This is a genomic window from Mesorhizobium sp. M8A.F.Ca.ET.218.01.1.1 (assembly GCF_004791165.1).
GTDB lineage: Bacteria > Pseudomonadota > Alphaproteobacteria > Rhizobiales > Rhizobiaceae > Mesorhizobium.
Genome location: NZ_SRUZ01000003.1, coordinates 1 through 21,175 on the forward strand (window position 1 = coordinate 1; position 21,175 = coordinate 21,175).

General features: G+C 61.3%; 15 protein-coding genes and 1 pseudogene. 9 read left to right on the plus strand and 7 right to left on the minus strand.

Annotation, left to right across the window (positions count from 1 at the left end):
* Positions 1-84 (plus strand): LuxR C-terminal-related transcriptional regulator (locus EN861_RS11085; RefSeq protein WP_135864268.1); only part of this gene is annotated, 84 nt, incomplete at its 5' end.
* A gap of 430 nt (positions 85-514) precedes the next feature.
* On the opposite strand, the gene EN861_RS11090 is transcribed toward EN861_RS11085, so the two are convergent.
* Entirely contained in the window at positions 515-1,345 is an 831-nt protein-coding gene (locus EN861_RS11090) for a hypothetical protein (RefSeq protein ID WP_245512019.1), read from the minus strand.
* Positions 1,346-1,606: 261 nt separating this feature from the next.
* Here EN861_RS11090 and EN861_RS11095 point away from each other — a divergent pair, with 261 nt between their 5' ends.
* The gene (locus EN861_RS11095; RefSeq protein ID WP_189343601.1) at positions 1,607-2,338 is read left to right on the plus strand and encodes a glycosyltransferase family 25 protein; all 732 of its coding nucleotides are present in this window, start codon (positions 1,607-1,609) and stop codon (positions 2,336-2,338) included.
* Positions 2,339-2,393: 55 nt separating this feature from the next.
* Here the strand turns inward: EN861_RS11095 and EN861_RS11100 are convergent, their stop codons facing one another.
* On the minus strand, positions 2,394-3,470 hold the full coding sequence (locus EN861_RS11100) for a glycosyltransferase (protein WP_135863550.1): 1,077 nt from the start codon (positions 3,468-3,470) through the stop codon (positions 2,394-2,396).
* Between the two features lie 85 nt (positions 3,471-3,555).
* Positions 3,556-7,323, minus strand: coding sequence for a glycosyltransferase (locus EN861_RS11105; RefSeq protein ID WP_127279179.1), 3,768 nt, complete (start codon positions 7,321-7,323; stop codon positions 3,556-3,558).
* Between EN861_RS11105 and EN861_RS11110 the strand changes: the two genes are divergently transcribed.
* The 3 genes and pseudogenes from EN861_RS11110 to EN861_RS11120 all read left to right on the plus strand — a co-directional run.
* The gene (locus EN861_RS11110; RefSeq protein WP_127279178.1) at positions 7,324-7,527 is read left to right on the plus strand and encodes a hypothetical protein; all 204 of its coding nucleotides are present in this window, start codon (positions 7,324-7,326) and stop codon (positions 7,525-7,527) included. It begins immediately after the preceding gene.
* Between the two features lie 830 nt (positions 7,528-8,357).
* Positions 8,358-8,672: a hypothetical protein gene (locus EN861_RS11115; RefSeq protein ID WP_127280955.1), complete on the plus strand. Its 315-nt coding sequence runs from the start codon at positions 8,358-8,360 to the stop codon at positions 8,670-8,672.
* 91 nt (positions 8,673-8,763) lie between these two features.
* Positions 8,764-9,201, plus strand: a pseudogene (locus EN861_RS11120) (DUF4347 domain-containing protein); the annotation flags it as partial.
* Between the two features lie 407 nt (positions 9,202-9,608).
* Here EN861_RS11120 and EN861_RS11125 read toward each other — a convergent pair.
* Positions 9,609-13,073, minus strand: coding sequence for a DUF4573 domain-containing protein (locus tag EN861_RS11125; RefSeq protein WP_189343602.1), 3,465 nt, complete (start codon positions 13,071-13,073; stop codon positions 9,609-9,611).
* Positions 12,988-13,542: a hypothetical protein gene (locus EN861_RS35390; RefSeq protein ID WP_189524498.1), complete on the minus strand. Its 555-nt coding sequence runs from the start codon at positions 13,540-13,542 to the stop codon at positions 12,988-12,990. Before EN861_RS35390 ends, EN861_RS11125 begins: the two co-directional genes overlap by 86 nt.
* Positions 13,543-13,616: 74 nt before the next feature.
* Here EN861_RS35390 and EN861_RS11130 point away from each other — a divergent pair, with 74 nt between their 5' ends.
* From EN861_RS11130 to EN861_RS11145, 4 genes are all read left to right on the plus strand, one after another.
* A complete protein-coding gene (locus EN861_RS11130; RefSeq protein ID WP_135863552.1) occupies positions 13,617-15,923 on the plus strand; it encodes a peptidase domain-containing ABC transporter in 2,307 nt (768 codons plus the stop codon).
* A gap of 110 nt (positions 15,924-16,033) precedes the next feature.
* A complete protein-coding gene (locus EN861_RS11135; RefSeq protein ID WP_135863554.1) occupies positions 16,034-17,443 on the plus strand; it encodes an HlyD family type I secretion periplasmic adaptor subunit in 1,410 nt (469 codons plus the stop codon).
* 33 nt (positions 17,444-17,476) lie between these two features.
* Positions 17,477-19,201, plus strand: a complete 1,725-nt coding sequence (locus EN861_RS11140; RefSeq protein WP_135863555.1) for an SEL1-like repeat protein — start codon at positions 17,477-17,479, stop codon at positions 19,199-19,201.
* A 13-nt stretch (positions 19,202-19,214) separates the two neighbouring features.
* Positions 19,215-19,436, plus strand: coding sequence for a DUF768 domain-containing protein (locus tag EN861_RS11145; RefSeq protein WP_127279809.1), 222 nt, complete (start codon positions 19,215-19,217; stop codon positions 19,434-19,436).
* A 112-nt stretch (positions 19,437-19,548) separates the two neighbouring features.
* Here the strand turns inward: EN861_RS11145 and EN861_RS11150 are convergent, their stop codons facing one another.
* Both EN861_RS11150 and EN861_RS11155 read right to left on the minus strand, forming a co-directional pair.
* The gene (locus EN861_RS11150; RefSeq protein WP_127279810.1) at positions 19,549-20,217 is read right to left on the minus strand and encodes a class I SAM-dependent methyltransferase; all 669 of its coding nucleotides are present in this window, start codon (positions 20,215-20,217) and stop codon (positions 19,549-19,551) included.
* A gap of 261 nt (positions 20,218-20,478) precedes the next feature.
* Complete coding sequence (locus tag EN861_RS11155; RefSeq protein ID WP_135863557.1) at positions 20,479-21,066, minus strand: hypothetical protein; 588 nt, start codon at positions 21,064-21,066, stop codon at positions 20,479-20,481.
* Positions 21,067-21,175 lie beyond the last annotated feature (109 nt).

Sequence of the window (21,175 nt, forward strand, 5' to 3'; positions counted from 1 at the left end):
GTCCACATCCGAAATATCATGAAAAAGCTCAAGGCTACCAACCGCACCGAGGTAGCGTACAAGCTTAGACAAATGTTGCTTTGAAGGCTGCCTCGGATCGGTCTTTGCCTGGCCGGCTCTGGCAATACAACTGCTGGATGGCTAAACGGCGGGCTAGCAGTTCGCCGTTCTGATCTAACCGAAGCTCGATCGCCCCGTTCGACCCTTTTCGCGCGACAGCCACTCTCGGCGGCTTTCGGGCGCGTTCCCGTCCCGCGCGACCAGGGAAACACAAGCCAGTATGCGCCATGAATCGCTGCTGGATTTTAGAGATGAAACTCAGTGCGTCGGTTGTCGCTTGGCGCCCACAGCGAAACCGCGTCCAGAAAAGCGCCGCATACGTTCGCGATCCACCCTAAGTAAATTTGGCTTGGACTACGCCGAGCTAGATATACTGGAAAGGCGCCGGCGCGCTTTGGCGGTTGCAATCCGCACCGATGGAGCAGTCTCAGGCCGGATGCTCTTGCACCCACTCTCACTTGACCCTTTGCACGAACAAATCCTGCAAGCGGAGGGGTAGTTGCGGCGAGGCTTGCAATTCCCTACAGCTCTGTTCCCATCGTTGAAGATATTCGGCGATGGGAATACCGGTTCGACCGGGCCAGCGGTTTAGTGCGCCGAGCGCTTCGATGCAGCCAGGCGCGCGGTCGTATTCGGTGAGGATAGTCGCTGACATTGCTTGGGCGAATGGATTGAGGCCCGGGATTTCGATTTCGCTGCGATGATCGGCGAACCAGGCCGCCGCGTCGCGAGTGAGCCCCTGGCCATCGGCGAGCGCGGTGTAACCTCGGACGATGTTGTCGCGATACTCGGCAATGGCATCACCGAAAGCGTTGTCGCCAGGGAACGGAGGATTCTCCTTCCAGTCTTTCGCCAGGCTTCCCAGGCCACGCAGCGAAAACGCTTCAACCGTCGCTTCCTCGAGCCACTGGCATGGTGGCGCCGGCTTGGCGTCCGCCTGCCAGCTGTTGGCCATGACGTGTCCGAGCTCGTGCCCGAACTGATAGGCAAGCTTCGACCAATCGCGCTCGCCGATGTCGACGATGATCCACGCCATGCTGGTGCCGTCTGGATGCAGCCACACGGCCGGTTGCCCGGAAGTGTGCTCGTCGATACGAAGTCGCGTAGGCTGGCGATCGGAGAGCAGGCGTAGGCCATCCAGGCAGGCGTGCCGCATACGCTCGACGACCTGATCTGCCGCACCTGGAAGCATGCGGCCCCAGTCGCCTGCGAGTTCGATGGGGGCCGAAAGAAGGGTGACAGAGGGCTCAGTTGGGAGGGGCGGCATGGCTGAGTTGATCTCCAATCTGGGCCAAAGCCCTCCTGTTGCAGCCGCCGATCCCGCCACAACGACGACGCCAACCGCCAACTCTCGCCGCGTCATAAACTCTCCTGTTGGCAGAACAAATCATCTAGGCTAGCGCCTGTCATCCGGGACATCTCGTCAGCTATCACCAAACCGGCTAGACTTGAAACTGTCTTCAAATGGCGGCCTTGCTGCGAACTGCCTCAGGCGATGGAAGGGTACGACTGCGCGAACCGTCGATTTCAAAACAGGTCTAAAAGCATGATAGATGAAATTCATGTCATCAATCTCGATCGCAGTATCGGGCGCCTAGATATATTTCGCAAGTTAAACTCGCATCTTTGCAACACTCGGAGGTTCTCCGGGATTGACGGTAAGTCAGTTGATCGCGATCGGCTGGTCAGGGACAAGGTCATCGCTCCGAATCTAGATTATGCAGCCGGCAGTTTGGGCTGCGCTATTTCGCACGTGACGCTGTGGAGAGAAGCAGTCGCACGCCATAAAGTGATAACGGTTGCCGAAGACGACGCGATCATCTCGCATCAATTCGAACGACATACCAAGGCGCTCTTGTCAAAGGTCGGAGCCGATTGGGATTTTATCCTGTGGAGCGCAAGCCTGCGATGCTACGCCTGGTTGAATGCCCTTCCGGGCGGAACTGGTGCTAGGTTGGAGTTTTTTTCTGGCGACGTCATGACGCATGTTGCGGATTTCCAAGAGGCGAAAATCGAACCCGCTCTGCTCCGCGCGCATTATCTGCTGGGGACGGTCTGCTATTCCATCTCGCCTCGCGGCGCGCGTGCACTGTTGGATTGGTGTCTTCCGATACGACCAATGATCGTAGATTTTGCCGGTTTTGGACTGAGGCTAAACAATGCAGGAATTGATTGTCTGATGAACGGGGTGATGCCGTCACTCAAGGCGTATGTGTGCTTGCCGCCGCTCGCGATAAGTGACGAACGGCCCGAAGAATCGGTGCGGATAAACACGTGAGGAGCTTGCGCTCAGCCTGAGCCGCGGCGTCTTCGCCGAGCGGTGATTTGACGTCTCATGCCCGGTCCTCTTCCCGCAGCCGAATGAAGAAATTTAGATTGTTCGAAAGACGCTCATTGGTTGGATCAAGCTCAAGCGCTTTCCTGCCCCACGCGACGGCATGGTCCATCGCATTCAGGTGCCATGATGCGATGGCGCCCAGGTCAAACAGCCGAAATCCCCAGCAGTTCGGATCGTCCAGATAGCTTCCGGTGCGGTGCGTCTTCTCGATACCGTTGGTGCAAGCCCAAAACAGATTCAACCAGTCCGCTTTGCCGTGGAACTCTTCTGCCAGATCGGCCCAGATCTCGCGGCGGTGCGGCGCTTCCATCCGCGCCTTGTCCAGCCAGGACAAGCTCTGTTCCGGGCGCATGCGCGCGATATAACGCATGGCCTCAGCCCGTTCTTCGCCCCACGTGCTTGTCGGTAAGGCAAGGTAGTTCTCAAGCAACTGGACGGCTCGATCGTGCTGGTTGGCCCACATCAGGTCCCGCCCGAGCCAGAAGCAGATCTGTGCGTCCGCTGGATCTTCCTTATGTGCAATCTCCATCAGCGGCAGGTAAGTGCTCCTTGTTGGCTTGGTGAGGTCTTGCACCTCGAACATGACGATGTCGGTGCTGGTCGCCGTCACTTCCCTTTCTCCGGTGAAGACGAGGGCCTCATGGACTGGTCGCTTGAATCGATAGCCCCAGCGATGGTGAAAATTCTTCGCCGGCCAACTTCGCAACGGTGCCGGATCATCAACACTGGATCTATAGATCGTCTGGCAATAGAGGGCTGTCGTTTCGGCGTTCCAGGCCGCCTCCAACTTCGGGCGCCAGCCCGGTTCGAGAAACCGGTCCATGTCCATGGTGCAACACACATCGACGTCGGCAGGGATAAGAGCCATGGCGGCGTTGCGGGCGTCGTCAAAGCGCCACGGACGGATCGCTATCGGGTGCACAGTGACGCCGGCCGCGGTCAGCCGTCCTACCGTGTCATCGGTGCTGCCCGTATCGGCCACTATCCGGTAGTCCGCATCGACGGCCGAGTTGGCCCAACGTTCGGCGTTCCCGGCCTCATTCAATGCGATGGTGTAGACCGCAACTTTCAACGAAGCGCTCCGCGATCAGGCATATCGGGCGTCTATTCTGTGCGCATCAACGCGGACCGAGCCCGCCCGGAATGACCTGTGGGGCTCAACGCACAAGGCCAATCCCTCCGCGCTTGCGGATCGCGACCAAGCCGCCGAGCAGATTTGCCCGGTTCAGCTCATAGTGGCTGTCGAAGAACAGGATCTCGGCGATTTGACCGGCAAGCGCACTCACTCCCAACGGATCGGCCGAGCGGGCACTGCCGTGCCGCTGAATCTCGCGCAGCAGGTTCTTCGTGAGTGCAATCTTGCCGGTGTCCTCGTCCGGCGGCTGCCAGTCGAGGTCTTCGATGAAATACCAGCCGCCCTCGGCGAGCAGCGGGAAGAACTCGCGAAGCGTGAGTTGTTCGTCGAACGAAGCATGGCTGCCGTCGTCGATGATCACGTCGAGCGAGCCTGGTTCGAGTTTCGTGGCCACCCTGTGTAGATCGTCCAGCTTGGACTGGTCGCAGATGAACGATTTGAACCTTTCGTTATTGAACTCGGAAAAATCCGTCGAGTCGACGCCGAACACTTGGCAGAAGGGAAAAAAGCTCTGCCAAAGCGAGACTGATGGGGTCTCGGTTTGGTCGTCCGCCAACACGCGACACAGACCGATCTCCATAAGCCTCCGCAAGGAAAACCGCCGGCCTGACAGCAGGCGATCGTAGACCCTGGCATAGGCATGACGATTGCCGGTATGCCGGTTCTTGTCGGTATTGAAACGGTCAGCGAGGTTCGTGAGCGAGGGGAAACTGTGCAGGGGGTCGATCAGCAGTGCGTTAAGCGGCGCTCCTTCACCGTCCGAGCGAGCTTCATTGCGTGCCGTCCAAAGATGGATTCCAAAGACGCGCTCATCATTAAGATAGTCGGCCAACTGGGACAGCGGCTTGTCGAACTCGCTTATCTCGGTCCAATCAATCGGATTAAAGAGCATCGGCCCAAACACCCATTCGCGCAATTCGGCGCCTGCATCCGACGCAACGTAATCGGACAGCAACCTCGGACCGATCTCGCCGAATCCCTTTCCGGTGTCACCGAAGAACCGCTCGATCGACATTTCGTAGAGCACTCTTAGGTGGTGGCTATAAGCTTCAGCATAGATCACGTTGCCACAGATGAAGTGACCTTGGTGCCCGCCGCGCCATTGCAGATTGAAAAAATAATCGCCACGGAACGGGAATGGTCTCAGCATGACCACGTCGCAGTCCATCCACAATCCGCCATGCTCGTAAAGCACAGCGTACCTAAAAGCGTCGCTGAAATACCTGATCTCGGAGCCGGCAACAATTCGATCGAACAAGGCGCGCGGCATCACGTCGTCCGCAGTTCGGACCTCCACGCCGAGCGGGAGCAGGAATTCAAGCTTGTTCGGCGAATAGGTCCAGACCCTCACGGGATGGCCGGCCGCGCGCATCGATGTGGTGGCGGCAATCAACGTTCGATGCTCTGCATTGTCGGACAGCACCTCGTAGAAGCAGTGGATCTGCGGCAACGCGGCATCCCCTGTGCGCAAGTGAGACGCGATGCGGGCATCGAAGGCTCGCGATAGCGCGCATCGCTCTTGCGGCGAATCCGCCAAACGAAGGAACGGCGCCAGCTCGAGAAGGATTTCTTCAGTTCCTTTCGCTTCGCTCGAGGCACCGCTGCTTGCCGGTTGAGAAAGGCCGCCGTCAGGCGGGCCTGGATTGCCATTCTCGCGCCTCACAGGCTGATGGTTCGTTTCCAGCTTCTTCCGCACAGGGGGTCGTTCGTTGGCGCCGGCCGCAGAATGCATGGCCAGTGAGTTCCAGTGAGCCTCGCCCGGTAACAAGTTGCCTGTGGCCTGTAGCAGTAGGCGTACCTCCGATGCATCAACAAGGCCAATCCACGACTCGCTGTCTCCGACGCCATAGGAAATCAGCAGCTGTTCCTCATTCGGGTGCCATGTGAGGCCGGCTGCAAATTCGCTCCCCTTGTCGTTAAAGAAGAAGGGTCGGCTGACCTTCCCCAGGCGAGCTGCGTCGTCGAACCAGACGCAGCGATGCTGGTAGATTGGCCGAACTTCGTTCGGCCGCGTGCGCACCTCATGAACGAGTGCCAGCCACCCGCCGTCGAATACAATCGCCTGCGTGGCCCCCCTGAATTGTTCGCTACACAAAGCAGACGCGGCCTCCGAGACCGTTTGCCCTTGATCGTCGACAATGCGGACGGGGTCGCCCGCACAAAAGAACTGCAGCTGCTCACTATCGGCATCGATGCCAGCCGGCTTGACGAGGGGCATCCAGCTGGTGTCGAGCAGCTTCGTACCCAGGGGGTGGAGCACACGCCAATCGGTCATTTGGTATGGCCCAGGTCCGCGATCGTCGATACGCGCAATAACGGGTTCGCACCAGCTGTCTGCCGTCAACGCGCGCGAGCATGCGACAGTCCACAGTTGTTCGCGCCAAGCAAACACGCGAATGGCCTCGAAGCCTGGTTCTGCTCTGTCGGCGGCTTCTGCCAGGTCGGCCGGCGCCAGTATCTCCGTGGCTGACTGAACGACGAGATCGGCATCCAGGTGAACGAGGAAATTGCGCGTTTGGCTCGGCGCCTCTTCGGGCGTATCAGGCCGGCCATCTTCCTTCAGCGTGCAGTTAACGGTCGGCTGAACCAGGACGATCCGGGCACCCAATCGCGTTACTGACGGACTGCTTGGCCGGTGGCCGTCGGGGGGGGTGAAGCCGATAGGGCGCGCGCTGAACGACGGCATCGTTGTCTTGGCGGACTGCAGATAAAAGAGCAGGTTGGATCGCGCCAACTCCCTGGGTCCATCGCCGATGCTACGGTCCAGCGCTAACCAGTTGCACGTCGCGAAACCGCGATCCTTGCGCACCGGGTCGCGCGCATAATTCGCCGCGATCGCATACTCTTCGCGCAAGCCTGTCGTGTAGACGAAATCCTCAAGGAACAGGATGTCTTCCTCCGGCCGCTTGATCGCCAGCCCCGCTTCGGAGAACAACACGCTGGCGTCGTTCATCCCCTTCTCTCGGTAAAACCGGGCCAGGTCATAAAGTGGCTCGGCGCGTTGCGGCCGTTGATTGAAGGCAGCAAGCGCCTGTTGAACAAAACCGGCCTCATCGCCGAGTTTGCGCAAGCAGCGCGCCTCCTGCAGGCGGGCGTTCCACGCCTCCTCGTCCCAACCGCCCATCGCGGCACGCTTGGCGTAGGCCACCGCCGCCTCCGCCGTTCGCCCAGCGTCGCGGTAGGACTGTGCCAGGTAGAACCAGTAGCGCTGATTTTCCGGATTCTTATCAAGGGCCTCCAGCAGAAGCCTGGCATCACGCTCGAACTTGTCCGCTCGGTTCGACCCGCTGGCGTGGTCCTTGTACCAGGCGCCCCTCAGTTCCCGCACGCCACCAGGCACGTCGAGATATTCGTGGGTCACGCCATGGTAGCGTGCACCGGCGTCGCGCCTGGCAAGACGTGTATTCCAATAGGCGAGGCCGGAATCCGAGCGCTGGAGCAGCCGGTAACCCGGGCCGTCGAGCCCATCTCGGAAGCCTGTATCCTCGACCATCAGCTCCATGTCGGCATCGTCGAACAGCAGATAGTCATAGGCGAGCGGCGAGGCATAGGCGTGATCGAGCGCGGCGTTGCGCGCCTGCTCGAAATTGTGGAACGGGAACTCATGCAATTCGCCAGGCAGGTTGTGGACGGCAAAGAACGCCTTGATGAAATCCTGGGTTCCGTCGTTCGAGCCGGTGTCGCCGATGACCCAACAGTCGATGTGGTCGACAACCGCCCCGAGACAGCGTTGAAGGTTCGCCATCTCGTTCTTGACGATCATGTTGAGGCAGAGGCGCTTACCGCTCATATGCTGACTATCGACCCCCATGGCTGCGGGCTGAAGCGGTTACATTTGTGCCATGGTGCCATCGGCGACAGCGATCCGATACACATCATCCCTGCCTCGGCCATCTGGATGCTACCTCAGCGTGGTCCATTGTTAGCCAGCACCTTCCGCCGCAGCAAGGGTCTCGCGGTCACCTTGATCGCGGCTTTGCGAATTGCCCTGTAGGCTCGATCGCTACGCAGACACCCCCGCCGCGATATCAAGGGTTCGTCGCTGCCGAAGGCGGCGTATCTTAAGTCCCGGATTTTTCGGTGCATTTGGGCGTAATGCCCGCCATCTCGATGATTGCCAAAGGTAGTAAGTCATGGTTGGGCGTTTAATAAATTGCAAACAGGTTATTTACAAACTGCTAATTTTATATTTTACTAATATCTTATGTATGGGAGGGTCTCCGTGGACCGGCAGTAGGCCTGTCGGTTCGCGCTGTCTGCGAAGCCAGGAGAGTATCTGGAGCAATCCCACTTCGTGCGTGAGGGCGCAGAAAGTGTTTGGCGTGCAAGGAAGACGTCGTAGGGTCTTGAATTAGGCCCGCGTTTTCCCAACCGGATGGTCCCTCGCAAGTAGTCGATTCCCTCGTGTGTTGGGAGTTGGCTGTGGTTGGTGTGATACCAAGTGCGAAACGATGCGTACGCGACGCAGGTTTCTGCTTCAATCAATCCCTCAACTATCTGCAGCTGGCCGCCAGCAAAGATTGCGTGGCGCTTGATGAGTGTTGCTCGGCGCCCTTTGGACCGCGGCGCGCAGCGAGTTCCACACCCACCTCAGTGAAGACAAGTGGACGGCGTTCGATCGGACGGCACGAAGAGGTCGTCAAGCCTTGTGCGCGCGTCTGGTCGCTCGTGCGGCGCCCGTCGGTTTACGGATCTTGCACGCAGCTCGAGCACCGGCAGAAGCTGCGACCGCCCTTAGCGAGCGCGGGCGCTCGGCAGCGATAGAAACCTAGGCACGAAACAAGACACACAGCGGCGTTGCCGCCGCCGACCGAGGAGGAAATGATGAGCTACATAGCAGGGTTTGCCGTCATGGAAGTTGCTGTTAGAGGCGTTTTGCCCATCGGCGACACGCCCGAAAATGTAGCTTATTTTATCCTTGACACGGCCAAGAGCGCCGTCGTCGGTCAGGTCATTCTTCCCAAGGCCGTCAAGCGAAGCCTCGCCGTCGCTGTCACCGTCAAGGTTCCGGCCGCGGCCGGTTCATTTGCGATTGGCACGTTTGATGATGGCGGGAATTTCCAGGCCTGCAGCTTCCTCCGGGTAGAGAGCCCCGCTGTCGAACATCCCGACGGCGCCATCGGGCCGTCCGGAAGATGAGGCCTCTCAAGTCGCTTATCCCGAGCCCTCGCCGGCGAGGCCGGTGGGCGGTTTCCGTTTGAACTGAGTTCGAAGCCAAGAGGAGCCAGTCATGGCCCGTGCCTCTGAAATTCTTTTTGTCGATACCTCGGTCTCCGACCTGCAGACGGTGGTCGGCAACGTGCGCCCCGAAGTTCAAGCGATTGTGCTCGACGACCGCTCGCCGGCGGCGCAGCAGATCGCTGCGGCGCTCGCGGAGCACGAAGGGCTCGATGCGATCCATGTTATGGCGCATGGCGCGCCTGGCCGCGTTAGCTTCACAAGCGGAGAATGGTCGGCCACCACACTGAAGGAAGATGCTGAGGATCTTGCCGCAATCGGCAGGGCGCTTGCCGCGGACGGCGAACTGCGACTGTGGAGTTGCGAGACGGCTTTAGGGAATGCTGGCGAGACCTTCGTTACGGCGCTGGAACAAGCCGTCGGCGCGGACGTCCGCGCATCGAGATCGCTGGTTGGAGCAGCCAAGCTAGGTGGCTCTTGGGAGATGTCGGAACACGCGAACAAACCCCGGCCACCCCTGACCCAGGATGGGATGGTGTATTATGGAGGAGTTTTTACCGCAGGTGATTTGACGCTGACTGGATTAATAGATGGCTCGGGAAAAAGCATTAACACGTTTTACCTAGTAGATACGAATAACACTCCTGAGGCATCTGATGATCTCATAGTAGGAAGTTTTGTTCTTCCGGCTACTCCGGACGTTGCATCACATTTTTCCATAACTGTTACTGTTCCAGATATAACTCATACTTATCTTGTCTACGATTCAGGCTTTCGCTTGTACGGTACGCTAACTGCTGTCGCAGACATTGACCCCGTGATGGCAGGCGACCAACCTGGTTTCAGTTTCACGACCACGCCCATCAATGCCGTTGGCGGATCCGGCAACAATGGCGATCATTTTGATGGGGGCAACATAAACGTAGCAAGTGCCGGCACTCCAGGCCCGACAGGCCCGACAGGCCCAACAGGCGCGACCGGCGCGACAGGAGCAACGGGCGCGACAGGAGCCACAGGTGCGACGGGCGCTACTGGTGCGACAGGCGCTTCGGGTGCGACTGGCTCGACAGGTGCTTCTGGCGGGACCGGTGCAACGGGCGCCACGGGTGCCACGGGAGCTTCAGGTGGGACGGGCGCGACTGGTGCGACTGGCTCGACCGGTGCCACCGGCTCGACCGGTGCGACAGGCTCGACTGGCTCGACCGGAGCGACAGGTTCGACTGGTGCGACCGGCTCTACCGGCGCAACTGGTGCGACCGGCTCGACCGGAACGACAGGCTCTACCGGAGCGACAGGTTCGACTGGTGCAACCGGCTCGACCGGAGCAACGGGTGATACCGGCTCGACTGGCTCGACAGGTGCAACTGGCTCGACCGGTTCGACCGGAGCGACAGGTTCGACTGGTGCAACCGGCTCGACCGGAGCAACGGGTGATACCGGCTCGACCGGAGCAACGGGTGATACCGGCTCGACTGGCTCGACAGGTGCAACCGGCTCGACTGGCTCGACAGGTGCAACTGGCTCGACCGGTTCGACTGGAGCGACAGGTTCGACTGGTGCAACGGGCTCGACTGGAGCAACCGGCTCGACCGGAGCGACCGGCTCCACAGGAGCAACTGGCTCGACAGGAGCAACAGGTGATACCGGAGCGACTGGTGCGACCGGCTCTACCGGCGCTACCGGCTCGACCGGCGCCACCGGCTCGACCGGAACGACAGGCTCGACCGGAGCAACTGGCTCGACTGGAGCAACAGGCTCGACTGGAGCAACAGGTGATACCGGTGCGACTGGCTCGACCGGTGCAACTGGCTCGACCGGAGCAACTGGCTCGACAGGTGCGACTGGCTCGACAGGTGCCACCGGCTCGACCGGCGCAACAGGCTCGACTGGAGCAACAGGTGATACCGGAGCGACTGGTGGGACCGGAGCCACAGGCTCGACCGGGGCAACAGGCTCGACCGGTGCAACGGGCTCGACCGGAGCAACCGGTGCGACCGGCTCGACCGGAGCCACCGGCTCGACCGGCGCGACTGGCTCGACCGGTGCAACCGGCTCGACTGGAGCAACCGGTGCGACCGGATCCACAGGCTCGACCGGGGCAACAGGCTCGACCGGTTCGACTGGTGCAACCGGCTCGACTGGTGCAACGGGCTCGACCGGAGCAACGGGCTCGACCGGCGCGACTGGCTCGACCGGTGCAACGGGCTCGACCGGAGCAACTGGCTCGACCGGTTCGACTGGTGCAACGGGCTCGACAGGTGCGACTGGCTCGACTGGAGCGACGGGTTCGACTGGTGCAACCGGCTCGACCGGAGCAACTGGCTCGACAGGTGCGACCGGTGCCACTGGCTCGACCGGTGCCACTGGCTCGACCGGTGCAACCGGCTCGACCGGAGCCACCGGCTCGACTGGCTCGACAGGTGCAACTGGCTCGACTGGTTCGACTGGTGCAACGGGCTCGACCGGTGCAACGGGCTCGACCGGAGCAACTGGCTCGACCGGTTCGACTGGTGCAACCGGCTCGACTGGTGCAACGGGCTCGACAGGTGCGACTGGCTCGACTGGTGCAACCGGCTCGACCGGAGCAACCGGCTCGACAGGTGCGACCGGTGCGACTGGCTCGACTGGAGCGACGGGTTCGACTGGTGCAACCGGTTCGACAGGTGCGACTGGCTCGACTGGAGCGACGGGTTCGACTGGTGCAACCGGCTCGACCGGAGCAACTGGCTCGACAGGTGCGACCGGTGCCACTGGCTCGACCGGTGCCACTGGCTCGACCGGGGCAACAGGCTCGACCGGTGCAACTGGCTCGACCGGTGCAACCGGCTCGACCGGTGCAACGGGCTCGACCGGAGCAACTGGCTCGACCGGTTCGACTGGTGCAACCGGCTCGACTGGTGCAACGGGCTCGACAGGTGCGACTGGCTCGACTGGTGCAACCGGCTCGACCGGAGCAACCGGCTCCACAGGAGCAACTGGCTCGACAGGAGCAACAGGTGATACCGGAGCGACTGGTGCGACCGGCTCTACCGGCGCTACCGGCTCGACCGGCGCCACCGGCTCGACCGGAACGACAGGCTCGACCGGAGCAACTGGCTCGACTGGAGCAACAGGCTCGACTGGAGCAACAGGTGATACCGGTGCGACTGGCTCGACTGGAGCGACGGGTTCGACTGGTGCAACCGGTTCGACTGGTGCAACCGGCTCGACCGGAGCCACCGGCTCGACTGGAGCGACAGGTTCGACTGGTGCAACCGGCTCGACCGGAGCAACTGGCTCGACAGGTGCGACCGGTGCCACTGGCTCGACCGGGGCAACAGGCTCGACCGGCGCGACTGGTTCGACCGGTGCAACCGGCTCGACTGGCGCGACTGGCTCGACCGGTGCAACGGGCTCGACCGGAGCAACCGGCTCGACGGGAGCCACAGGCTCGACCGGGGCAACAGGCTCGACCGGGGCAACAGGCTCGACCGGCGCGACTGGTTCGACCGGTGCAACCGGCTCGACTGGTGCAACGGGCTCGACAGGTGCGACTGGCTCGACAGGTGCCACCGGCTCGACCGGAGCCACCGGCTCGACTGGAGCGACAGGTTCGACTGGTGCAACCGGCTCGACCGGAGCAACTGGCTCGACAGGTGCGACTGGTTCGACCGGTGCAACCGGCTCGACTGGTGCAACGGGCTCGACAGGTGCGACTGGCTCGACAGGTGCCACCGGCTCGACCGGAGCCACCGGTGCCACTGGCTCGACCGGTGCCACTGGCTCGACCGGTGCAACCGGCTCGACCGGAGCCACCGGCTCGACTGGCTCGACAGGTGCAACTGGCTCGACTGGTTCGACTGGTGCAACCGGCTCGACCGGAGCAACTGGCTCGACAGGTGCGACCGGTGCCACTGGCTCGACCGGTGCCACTGGCTCGACCGGGGCAACAGGCTCGACCGGTGCAACCGGCTCGACTGGTGCAACGGGCTCGACAGGTGCGACTGGCTCGACAGGTGCCACCGGCTCGACCGGAGCCACCGGCTCGACTGGAGCCACCGGCTCGACTGGTGCGACTGGCTCGACAGGTTCGACCGGGGCCACCGGCTCGACTGGAGCGACAGGTTCGACTGGTTCGACTGGAGCAACCGGGTCGACTGGAGCGACAGGTTCGACTGGTTCGACTGGAGCAACCGGGTCGACTGGAGCAACCGGTGCGACTGGAGCAACCGGTGCGACTGGAGCAACCGGTGCGACTGGCTCGACCGGGGCAACCGGTTCGACCGGAGCGACTGGCTCAGCCGGTTCGACGGGTGCGACCGGAGCGACCGGCCCGGGCGGTGAGACTGGTGACCACCACCATGGCAATAACGGCTTTGGCAATGGCGATCAGGATGCACCTGGTAATTCCGGGAACCATAACAATGCCGAAAACGGCCCTGGCCACAAAGCCACCATCTCGGCCAATACGCTCGGACTGAAGGACTCGACGCAGTTCCTGCAATCCAGCTCTACCGACAGTAGTGCCGTCAGCCATGCGTCGTTCCGCCAGCTTGTCGGCCTGGCAGCCAGCTCCGTGACGACCGACCTCCTGAATGTCCTCAACACGATCAGGGGATTTGGTCAGAACCAGAACAAGCCGTTGGGTGCGAGTAACGACCTGATTTCGGACAAGACCAAGCAAGGTGCCGGCTACGCCAACACCGACGACACAGTGAAGAAGGCTCTGAAGGATATTCTGAAGCCGCATGAGTGAGCAGGAATGGTGACCGGACAAACCACAAAAGAGACCGGTCCAAGGGTAAGAAATGGTCGCGCGGGCTTTGCGAGAGAGCAAAGCCTGCGCGTTCACCATTTCCGAATGGGCAAGGGACGGTCTGCCCTGGGCACGACTGAACTTTGGCCTGCGTGCCGGAAGGGAAGTCCATGGTAAGCATCCCTTTTAACGCCGAAACCCGGCCGGTCCAGATCCGCACCGACACCGAAGCCGACGCGACCGGCAAGGCCGGCGGCGAGAGCGTAGTAGGACGGACTCCGGGTGGCCCCGCCGAGTTTGACCAGGTCGGGCCGCGCCTCAAGGCGATGCTCGCGGTCGCCCGCTATCATGGTGTCGAACTCGACCCGAAGGAATTCAGGGCGGCAACTGCAAGCCCGTTTCCAACCTCCACTGATCTGTCCGAATGGGCGCGCAACGGTGGTATGTGGTCTCGCGCCGTCCGCGTTCGCTGGTCTCACCTCTTGCGCTTTCAGGACACGGGACCCGTCGTTCTGTTGTTCAACGATGGGGGCGCGGGGCTCCTGATCGGGGCGAGTGCGGAGCGCGACCTAGTCTTCCTCAAAAGCGCGGACGCGTCTGATGATGGTCAACCCACCGCGATCGACGAGTTGCGCCTGTCGCAGGTGTGGACGGGCGAGGCGGTGCTGCTGAGACAGGCGCGATCCTATGTTGCGGCGGATGCGCCTTTCACTCTCGGCTGGCTCGTCGAACTGGTGGGGCTTGAAAGCCGACCCCTCCGGGACGTCGCTATCGCCTCGTTCACGCTCAGCGTGCTTACCATCCTGCCGCCGCTCATCGTCATGACGGTCGTCAACAAGGTGCTGCAGTTCAACAGTGTCTCCACGCTGTTGCTCTTATCGGCCATAATCGCGGTCGTCTTCGCCTACGAGACATTCCTAGGTCACGCGCGGCGATTGATCATCAACGTCGTCGGCGCGCGTTTGGACACCAAACTGCAGCTGCACGTTTTCAGTCGGCTCCTGCGCCTGCCGCTGGACTATTTCGAGCGTCATCCAGCCGGCGAGACGATGTACCGTCTCGCCCAGGTCTATCGCATCCGCGAGTTCCTGACCGGCAAACTGCTCGGCACGTTGCTCGACCTGATTACGCTGTGCGTGCTGATACCGGTGATGTTCTACATCAACGCCAAGCTCGCCTGGATCGTGATCGCCTGCGCAGGCGCGATCGTGGTGATCATTCTCGCCTTCCTCAAGCCGCTGCGCCGGAGGTACCAGCGGGTGATCGAAGCCGAGACATGGAAAGCGGCGGCACTCGGCGAAACTGTTGTCGGGATAAAGACCGTGAAGGCACTTGGTCTCGAGCCGCAACGCAAGGCGCTTTGGGACGAGCAGGTGGCGGAGTCGGGAAGGGCGCGCCTGGCCTTCGGCCAGTTCGCCAGCTGGCCGCAGACCCTGGTTACGCCGATCGAACGTGCCATGGTGCTTGGCACTATGCTGATCGGCGCCTATCTCGCGATGAACGACAGTTCGGGATATATGGTAGGTGGCCTGTTCGCCTTCATGATGATCTCCCAGCGCGTCGCACAACCCCTCGTGGGGCTGGCACGACTGATCGAAGACTACGAGGAGGTCGGGGCAGCGATCGGCGAGGCGGCGTCTGTTCTGAACCGGCCGCTGGAGAGCAGTTCGAATTCCCTCGGCCTGAGACCAAGGCTCGTCGGCGAGATCACGTTCAGCGATCTGACCTTCAGCTATATCGGTACGAAGACGCCCGCACTCGACCGGGTCAGCTTCAACATTCCGGCAGGGTCCATGTTCGGCATCGTCGGGCGCAGCGGGTCGGGAAAATCCACGATCGCGCGCCTCCTACAGGGGATCAATCGAGACTATAGCGGATTCCTCAAGCTGGATGGTGTCGACCTCAAGGAATTCAACCTGCGCCATCTGCGCCAGGGGCTCGGTGTGGTGCTCCAGGACAATTTCCTGTTCCGCGGATCAATTCGCGACAACATCATTGCCGGGCGCGCAGGCCTGACGCTTTCCGACGCCATGCGTGCCGCACATCTGGCCGGCGCCGAAGAATTTATCGAACGAATGCCTAATGGCTACGACACCTACATCGAGGAAGGATCGCCCAATCTGTCGGGCGGTCAAAAGCAGCGGCTGGCGATCGCGCGCGCCCTCATCCACAATCCGACCATCCTCATCCTCGACGAAGCGACCAGCGCACTCGACCCGGAGAGCGAAGCCGTCGTCAGTAACAACCTGATGCGCATCGCCAGCGGGCGCACGATGATCATCGTTTCGCACCGGCTCTCCTCTCTCACGGAGTGTGACCAGATCCTGGTAATGGAGCAAGGTAAGGTGCTCGACGTGGCATCGCACGCGACCCTGCTCGAGCGATGCCCCCTCTACAGGCAACTGTGGTTGCAGCAGAACCGGCACCTCGACGGCCGCGCCGGCCGCCCGGTGGCCGTACCGTCGCGGCTGGATTGACGATGTCACGCTGCGATCGATTGAGCGTGAGGATCGCCGGCAAATGGGCGATCCATAGCGGCGCCAACGCGCTTGGCGGCACGCCAAAAGGTGGAATGGGATAGCAAGCCATGAGCAGCAGCACCTCGGTCGCCATCCGCCCCCCCCGCCGGCAGCGGACCAAAACGAACGATCCGACCACACCGGCCATCCTCGAATTCCAGTGGCCTTCCACGGCGATCGCCAATGCGCCAATGCCGAGAACGGCGCGGGGCATCATCTGGGTTATTTCGAGTTTGGTAATCGCCTTGATTGCCTTGGCAGGGTTGATTCCCGTCGACCAGGTGGTGACGACCAGAGGGCTAGTGGTCTCACAATCGCCGAACATCATTGTGCAGCCACTGGAGACGGCGATCGTGCGCTCGATCGACGTGCGCGAAGGACAGCATGTGCGAGCCGGTCAATTGCTTGCCCGCCTCGATGCTACGTTTGCCTCAGCCGACCTCCAGTCGTTGGCAATCCAAGTCTCGACGCTTGAGGCCGAAGTGGCTCGGTTGAAGGCAGAGGCCGACGGGCAAGCCTTCAACTATGATGGTCTCGATCCAAGCTGGACCCTGCAGGCGTCCATCTTCGAGCGCCGTAAGGCAGTCTATGACTCCAAGCTCGATAGTTTTGACCGACAGCTTGACGAACTCAGTTCCGTGATCTCGCGATCACAATCTGATGCGGAAGGCTACCGCCAGCGGCTCAAGGTCGCGGCCTCGATCGAACAGATGCGAAAACAGCTGGAAGCAAGACAGGTGGGTAGTCGCCTCAATACGCTCCTCGCCGAGGACAACTGGGCGGAAATGTCCCGCTCACTCAGCAATGCCGAGCAAACAACAGAAGCCGCCAAACGCCAGCAGGGGGGGACGGCCGCCGACCGCAACGGATACATTCAGAGTTGGCGAGCGGAAGTCTCACAGAGCCTGTCGGAGGCGAACTCGCGATTGTCCGACGCCCGCGAACTCCTCAACAAGGCGAAGCTGCGCAAGCAGTTGGTCGAACTGCGGAGCGAAGCCGACGCTATCGTCCAGTCGGTGGCGAAGGTTTCGGTTGGGGCGGTTCTGCAGTCTGGTGAGCGCTTGATCACTCTGGTGCCGGTCAACGCGCCTCTCGAGATCGAGACAAACATCGTCGGCCGGAGCAGCGGCTTCGTTCATGTCGGCGACCCAGTGGTCATCAAGTTCGACACCTTTCCCTATTCGCAATACGGCCTCGCCCACGGCACCGTACGAGCGCTCAGCCCTGATTCCTTCTCGGCACGAGACCAGGTGCGCGATCAGAACAGCTCTCGGGCCATGCTGCCTTCTGATGCTGAGCCGTTCTATCGTACGCGGATTTCCATCGATCAGGTCGCGTTGCACGACGTGCCCACCGGGTTCGTGGTCAGCCCCGGCATGCCGGTGACGGCAGATGTGAAAGTCGGTCGGCGCACTGTGCTCAAATACATTCTTGGCGTGATGCTCCCGATCGGCCAGGAAGCCATGCGGGAACCGTAGGGCAGTTGGTTGGACTACGGAGGGGCCGCATCGATGGCAATCCTGAATCGGCTGACTGATCGCGCCTTCCCCGCAGTTGCGTTGCGCCGGGCAATCCAGCTCAGCGACAAGCCGGCAGAAGCCTTTCAGCACTTGGCGGTCGCGGCACGCGCGGGTCTTGTCGATGCCGAGTATCGGGTCGCCCGTTGCTATCTAGAGGGCTCAGGCGTGCCGGCGAGCCGGGCGGAAGGTAGGCGTTGGCTGCTGCGGGCAGCGAACCACGGAAGTGCTGACGCGCAGGCGCTTCTGGCTGCCCTCTATCTGGCCGGGCTGGTGGCCGCGGATGCTGACGGTCGCGATGCCAGCGTGAGTCTTTTCGAACAAGATTACTCTGGCGAACCTGACTTCGCTGCTGCGCTCGGTTTTGCCACGAAGGCGGCCGAGGCAGGCTCGGCAACGGGACAGGCGATCCTCGGTTACATTCTGGCCAGCGGCCCCGAGCCGATGCGGGATGAGGATGCTGCGCAGCGCTGGTATGAAAGGTCCGCCGCAGCTGGCTGCGCCGAAGGAAGTCTCGGCCTTGCCCTCTCGCTGGCCCGGCGCGGCAGGCCGGAACAACGGAGCAGGATTGCCGACGAGGTACGGCGCGCGGCAGATGCCGACCTGCCGACCGCAACCTATCTTCTCGCGGTCCTCACCGAACATGGGTTCGGAGTTACGAGTGATCTTGCTGCGGCCGCGCGGCTTTATCAGCAAGCCGCGGAGAAAGGCCTTGCCTCGGCCCAATTCCGGTTAGGGCTGGCACTGATTGACGGGAGCTTCGTCGCCCCGGATCCCGTGGCCGGGGAGGCGTGGATGCGGCGCGCCGCGCTGGCCGGCAACGTCGAGGCAGCCCACTTCCTGGGTGATCGGAACGCCAAGAGCCGGCCACCGGATTTTGCTGAAGCCGCAACATGGTATCGACGGGCCGCCGAGGCGGGCCACCAGGCCGCCGCGCGCGCACTGGCATCCCTGTATTTGACGGGAAACGGTGTTGTTAGGGATGAGAAAGAGGGGACACGCTGGCTGCGCACTGCAGCGGCCAGCGGGAACCAGGCAGCACAAGTAGACCTGGCCAACCTCGTGCTTCGAGGGGCTGGCGAGCCGGCAGATACTGCAAGTGTAGCCCGATGGTTCGAGGCAGCTGCATTGTCGGGCGACCTGACCGCTGCGTTCAATCTAGGGCTCTGTTTCACCAAGGGACTCGGTGTATGCCAGGACGACGGTCAGGCTGCGCGGTGGCTAAGACGGGCGGCCGAAGGCGTGGCCGAGGCTCAATACATGTATGCGCGCATGCTCAGGGATGGGCGTGGCGTGGTGGCCGACGCGCATCACGCTCGCGCTTGGTTTGCCGAGGCGGCCGAAGGTGGCGTGCTGGACGCCCAAGTGGCACTTGCGGAGATGCTGCTCAACGGGGGCGGCGGCAAGTGCTTGCCGGAGACCGCCGTGAAGCTGTTCGAACGGGCCGCCGCCGACGGTCATGCTGGGGCAATGTTTGCCTTGGGAGTGCTGCACAGTTCCGGGGAGGGCCTGCACATCGATCAGGTGGCGGCGCAGAAATGGTTTGCCGCCGCCGCCGAACGTGGGCACGGACAGGCCCAATTCATTCTGGGCCGGTATCTCTCCAGAGGTCTTGCCGGAGAGCGCAACCCAATGGCGGGCCGCCTTTGGCTTGAGCGCGCAGCAGCGCACGGGATCCAGGAAGCGGTCGAGGAGCTCGCGGATTTTGCCCCGGGTTGAAGCAGGACACAATATGAGCAAGCGCGCCGCCGACTTTCTACGCAGATGGATTCTCGACCATTTGCCGCCGCGAATTGAAGACCCCGCCCTTGTCGTGACCACCATGGCGGCCGACGCCGTACGGGCTGCCGAGGGCCAAGGCATGACGGACCAAGAGATCGATCAAGAGATCGCAAGCGTTTATGAAGCGATCATGTATACGCTCGAAGATCGCGCGTCAGATTTGGCGGGTTAGGTAAAAGTTCCGGCCGACTCGAGGTGCGCCTGTGCGCCAGTGATCATCAGAAGCCGTAGAAGGCGCAGAGCTTTCGCCGCCAACACTGACGCCGCCCCTGGTTTCGCAAGCATCATCCTCGCGTTTTAACCTTTTCCATCACGGTGAGGGCGTCGGTTTTGCTATTCGCGTTCCATGGAAACGCCTGCTGTTCGATGATAGTCAGTCCGGCACGTGCGCAAACATGCTCGACAAATCCCCTTGGCATGAAGTTCCGCCAATCTGGATTTTCCTTGAACGTTCCGGTCGGGTTTTCCGAGTAGTTCGAATGATGAAGGATAGCTCGCCCTCCAGGCTTCAAGACCGAGGCGACTTCCAAGATATAGGACGCTACCGTCAGCGGTTCGAAATGAACCATCGAGTCGTAGCTGAAAACGGAGGAAAAACGGTCCTTTTCAAAAGGAAGGCTCTTTCCGTCCGGCGAAAGGATCACGGTCACATGAGATGCGCTTGAAAATCGTTTCCTAGCTAATTCGGTGGCGTCGACTGAAGTGTCGATCAACGTCAGCCGCCTGCAGCGGCCCACGATCTGCGCCGAATGGCGGCCGGCACCGCTTGCTACGTCTAGCACGTCGTCTAGATCCAGATATTGCTCAAACACTTTGCGAAAACGGCTGTCCGGCGCCCAAAACCAAGCCAGCAACTCAGGCTTCTCGTACCGTTCAAAGTACTCATAGTCAGAGGCACCAAGATTACGCCACGTATCGGCGATTGCCTTGAGCTCAGCGTCAGCCTCAGTCACAAGCCTTACCTCTTAGCACCCCTTATCTTTTGCTCCAGATTTTAGAGGAATTATCTGTCAAAGGCAAAGGCAGGAGCCGAAAGTGCCATCGTCAGCACGCAGATAAATCGAACTTTTTTTCGAAGGGCGGGGCAATAGCTTCCGCATCATACCTAGAATTCTGCTGGATCCTCGTTCGTGGCAGACGTGCGTTTGGCGCTCGCGCTGGTCTGGCCCTGCATCCGATCGCGGCCACATCGATGCTGCGGCCGCGCTTGAACATTAATGCGACGTCGGTTTCTCAGTTGCCGCCTCAAGTGCGTCTATCGCATTTCTCACAGCTTGGCGCTTAGGCTCGATTGGTTCATCAGGGCGGAAATGAGAGAGCGAAAGTGTGGTGAAGGCGACAGTCAGGACGCCGATGAGGTCTCGCATTCTGAACCGATCTTCGACATCGGCTGCGACCCGCCACGCCAAGATGGCATCCCTTCCGCTATGCGTATCTTTGCCGTCTTGCTCAAGATCCTCTCGAAGCATCGCCAACGCCGCGACCCGGTCGACAAGCTGCGTCTCCGGATCGACCAGCAGCTCCAGGTCTACGTCGATAGGCTTGCGTTCTTCGGGGCAGCCGGCACAGCATGCCTTCAGGGCAGCGGTATGGGCCTCGCCCCACGCTTGTGCGGCGGCGCCGGCTTGATCATCCAACCCACCCTCAGGAAAACCGATGATGTCCCAGCCTTCGAGTGCAAAGGCGCCATCTGCCGCTTCCTCGGCTGTGAAACCGGCGCGCTCCAAGGCCCCCTCTGCTGCGGCAATCCCGCGTGTTATTTCCTCGGGTGAAGCGCCCGGAACTGACAAGATCAGAGCCATGACATTCTCCTGTGCCTATTTCAGCAGTGAACGAAAAGAGAACACTGAGCCAAGTCCGCGCTTGACGACAGAGGAATATGTTCCTTATTTCTGACGTGCATGTGAGCAG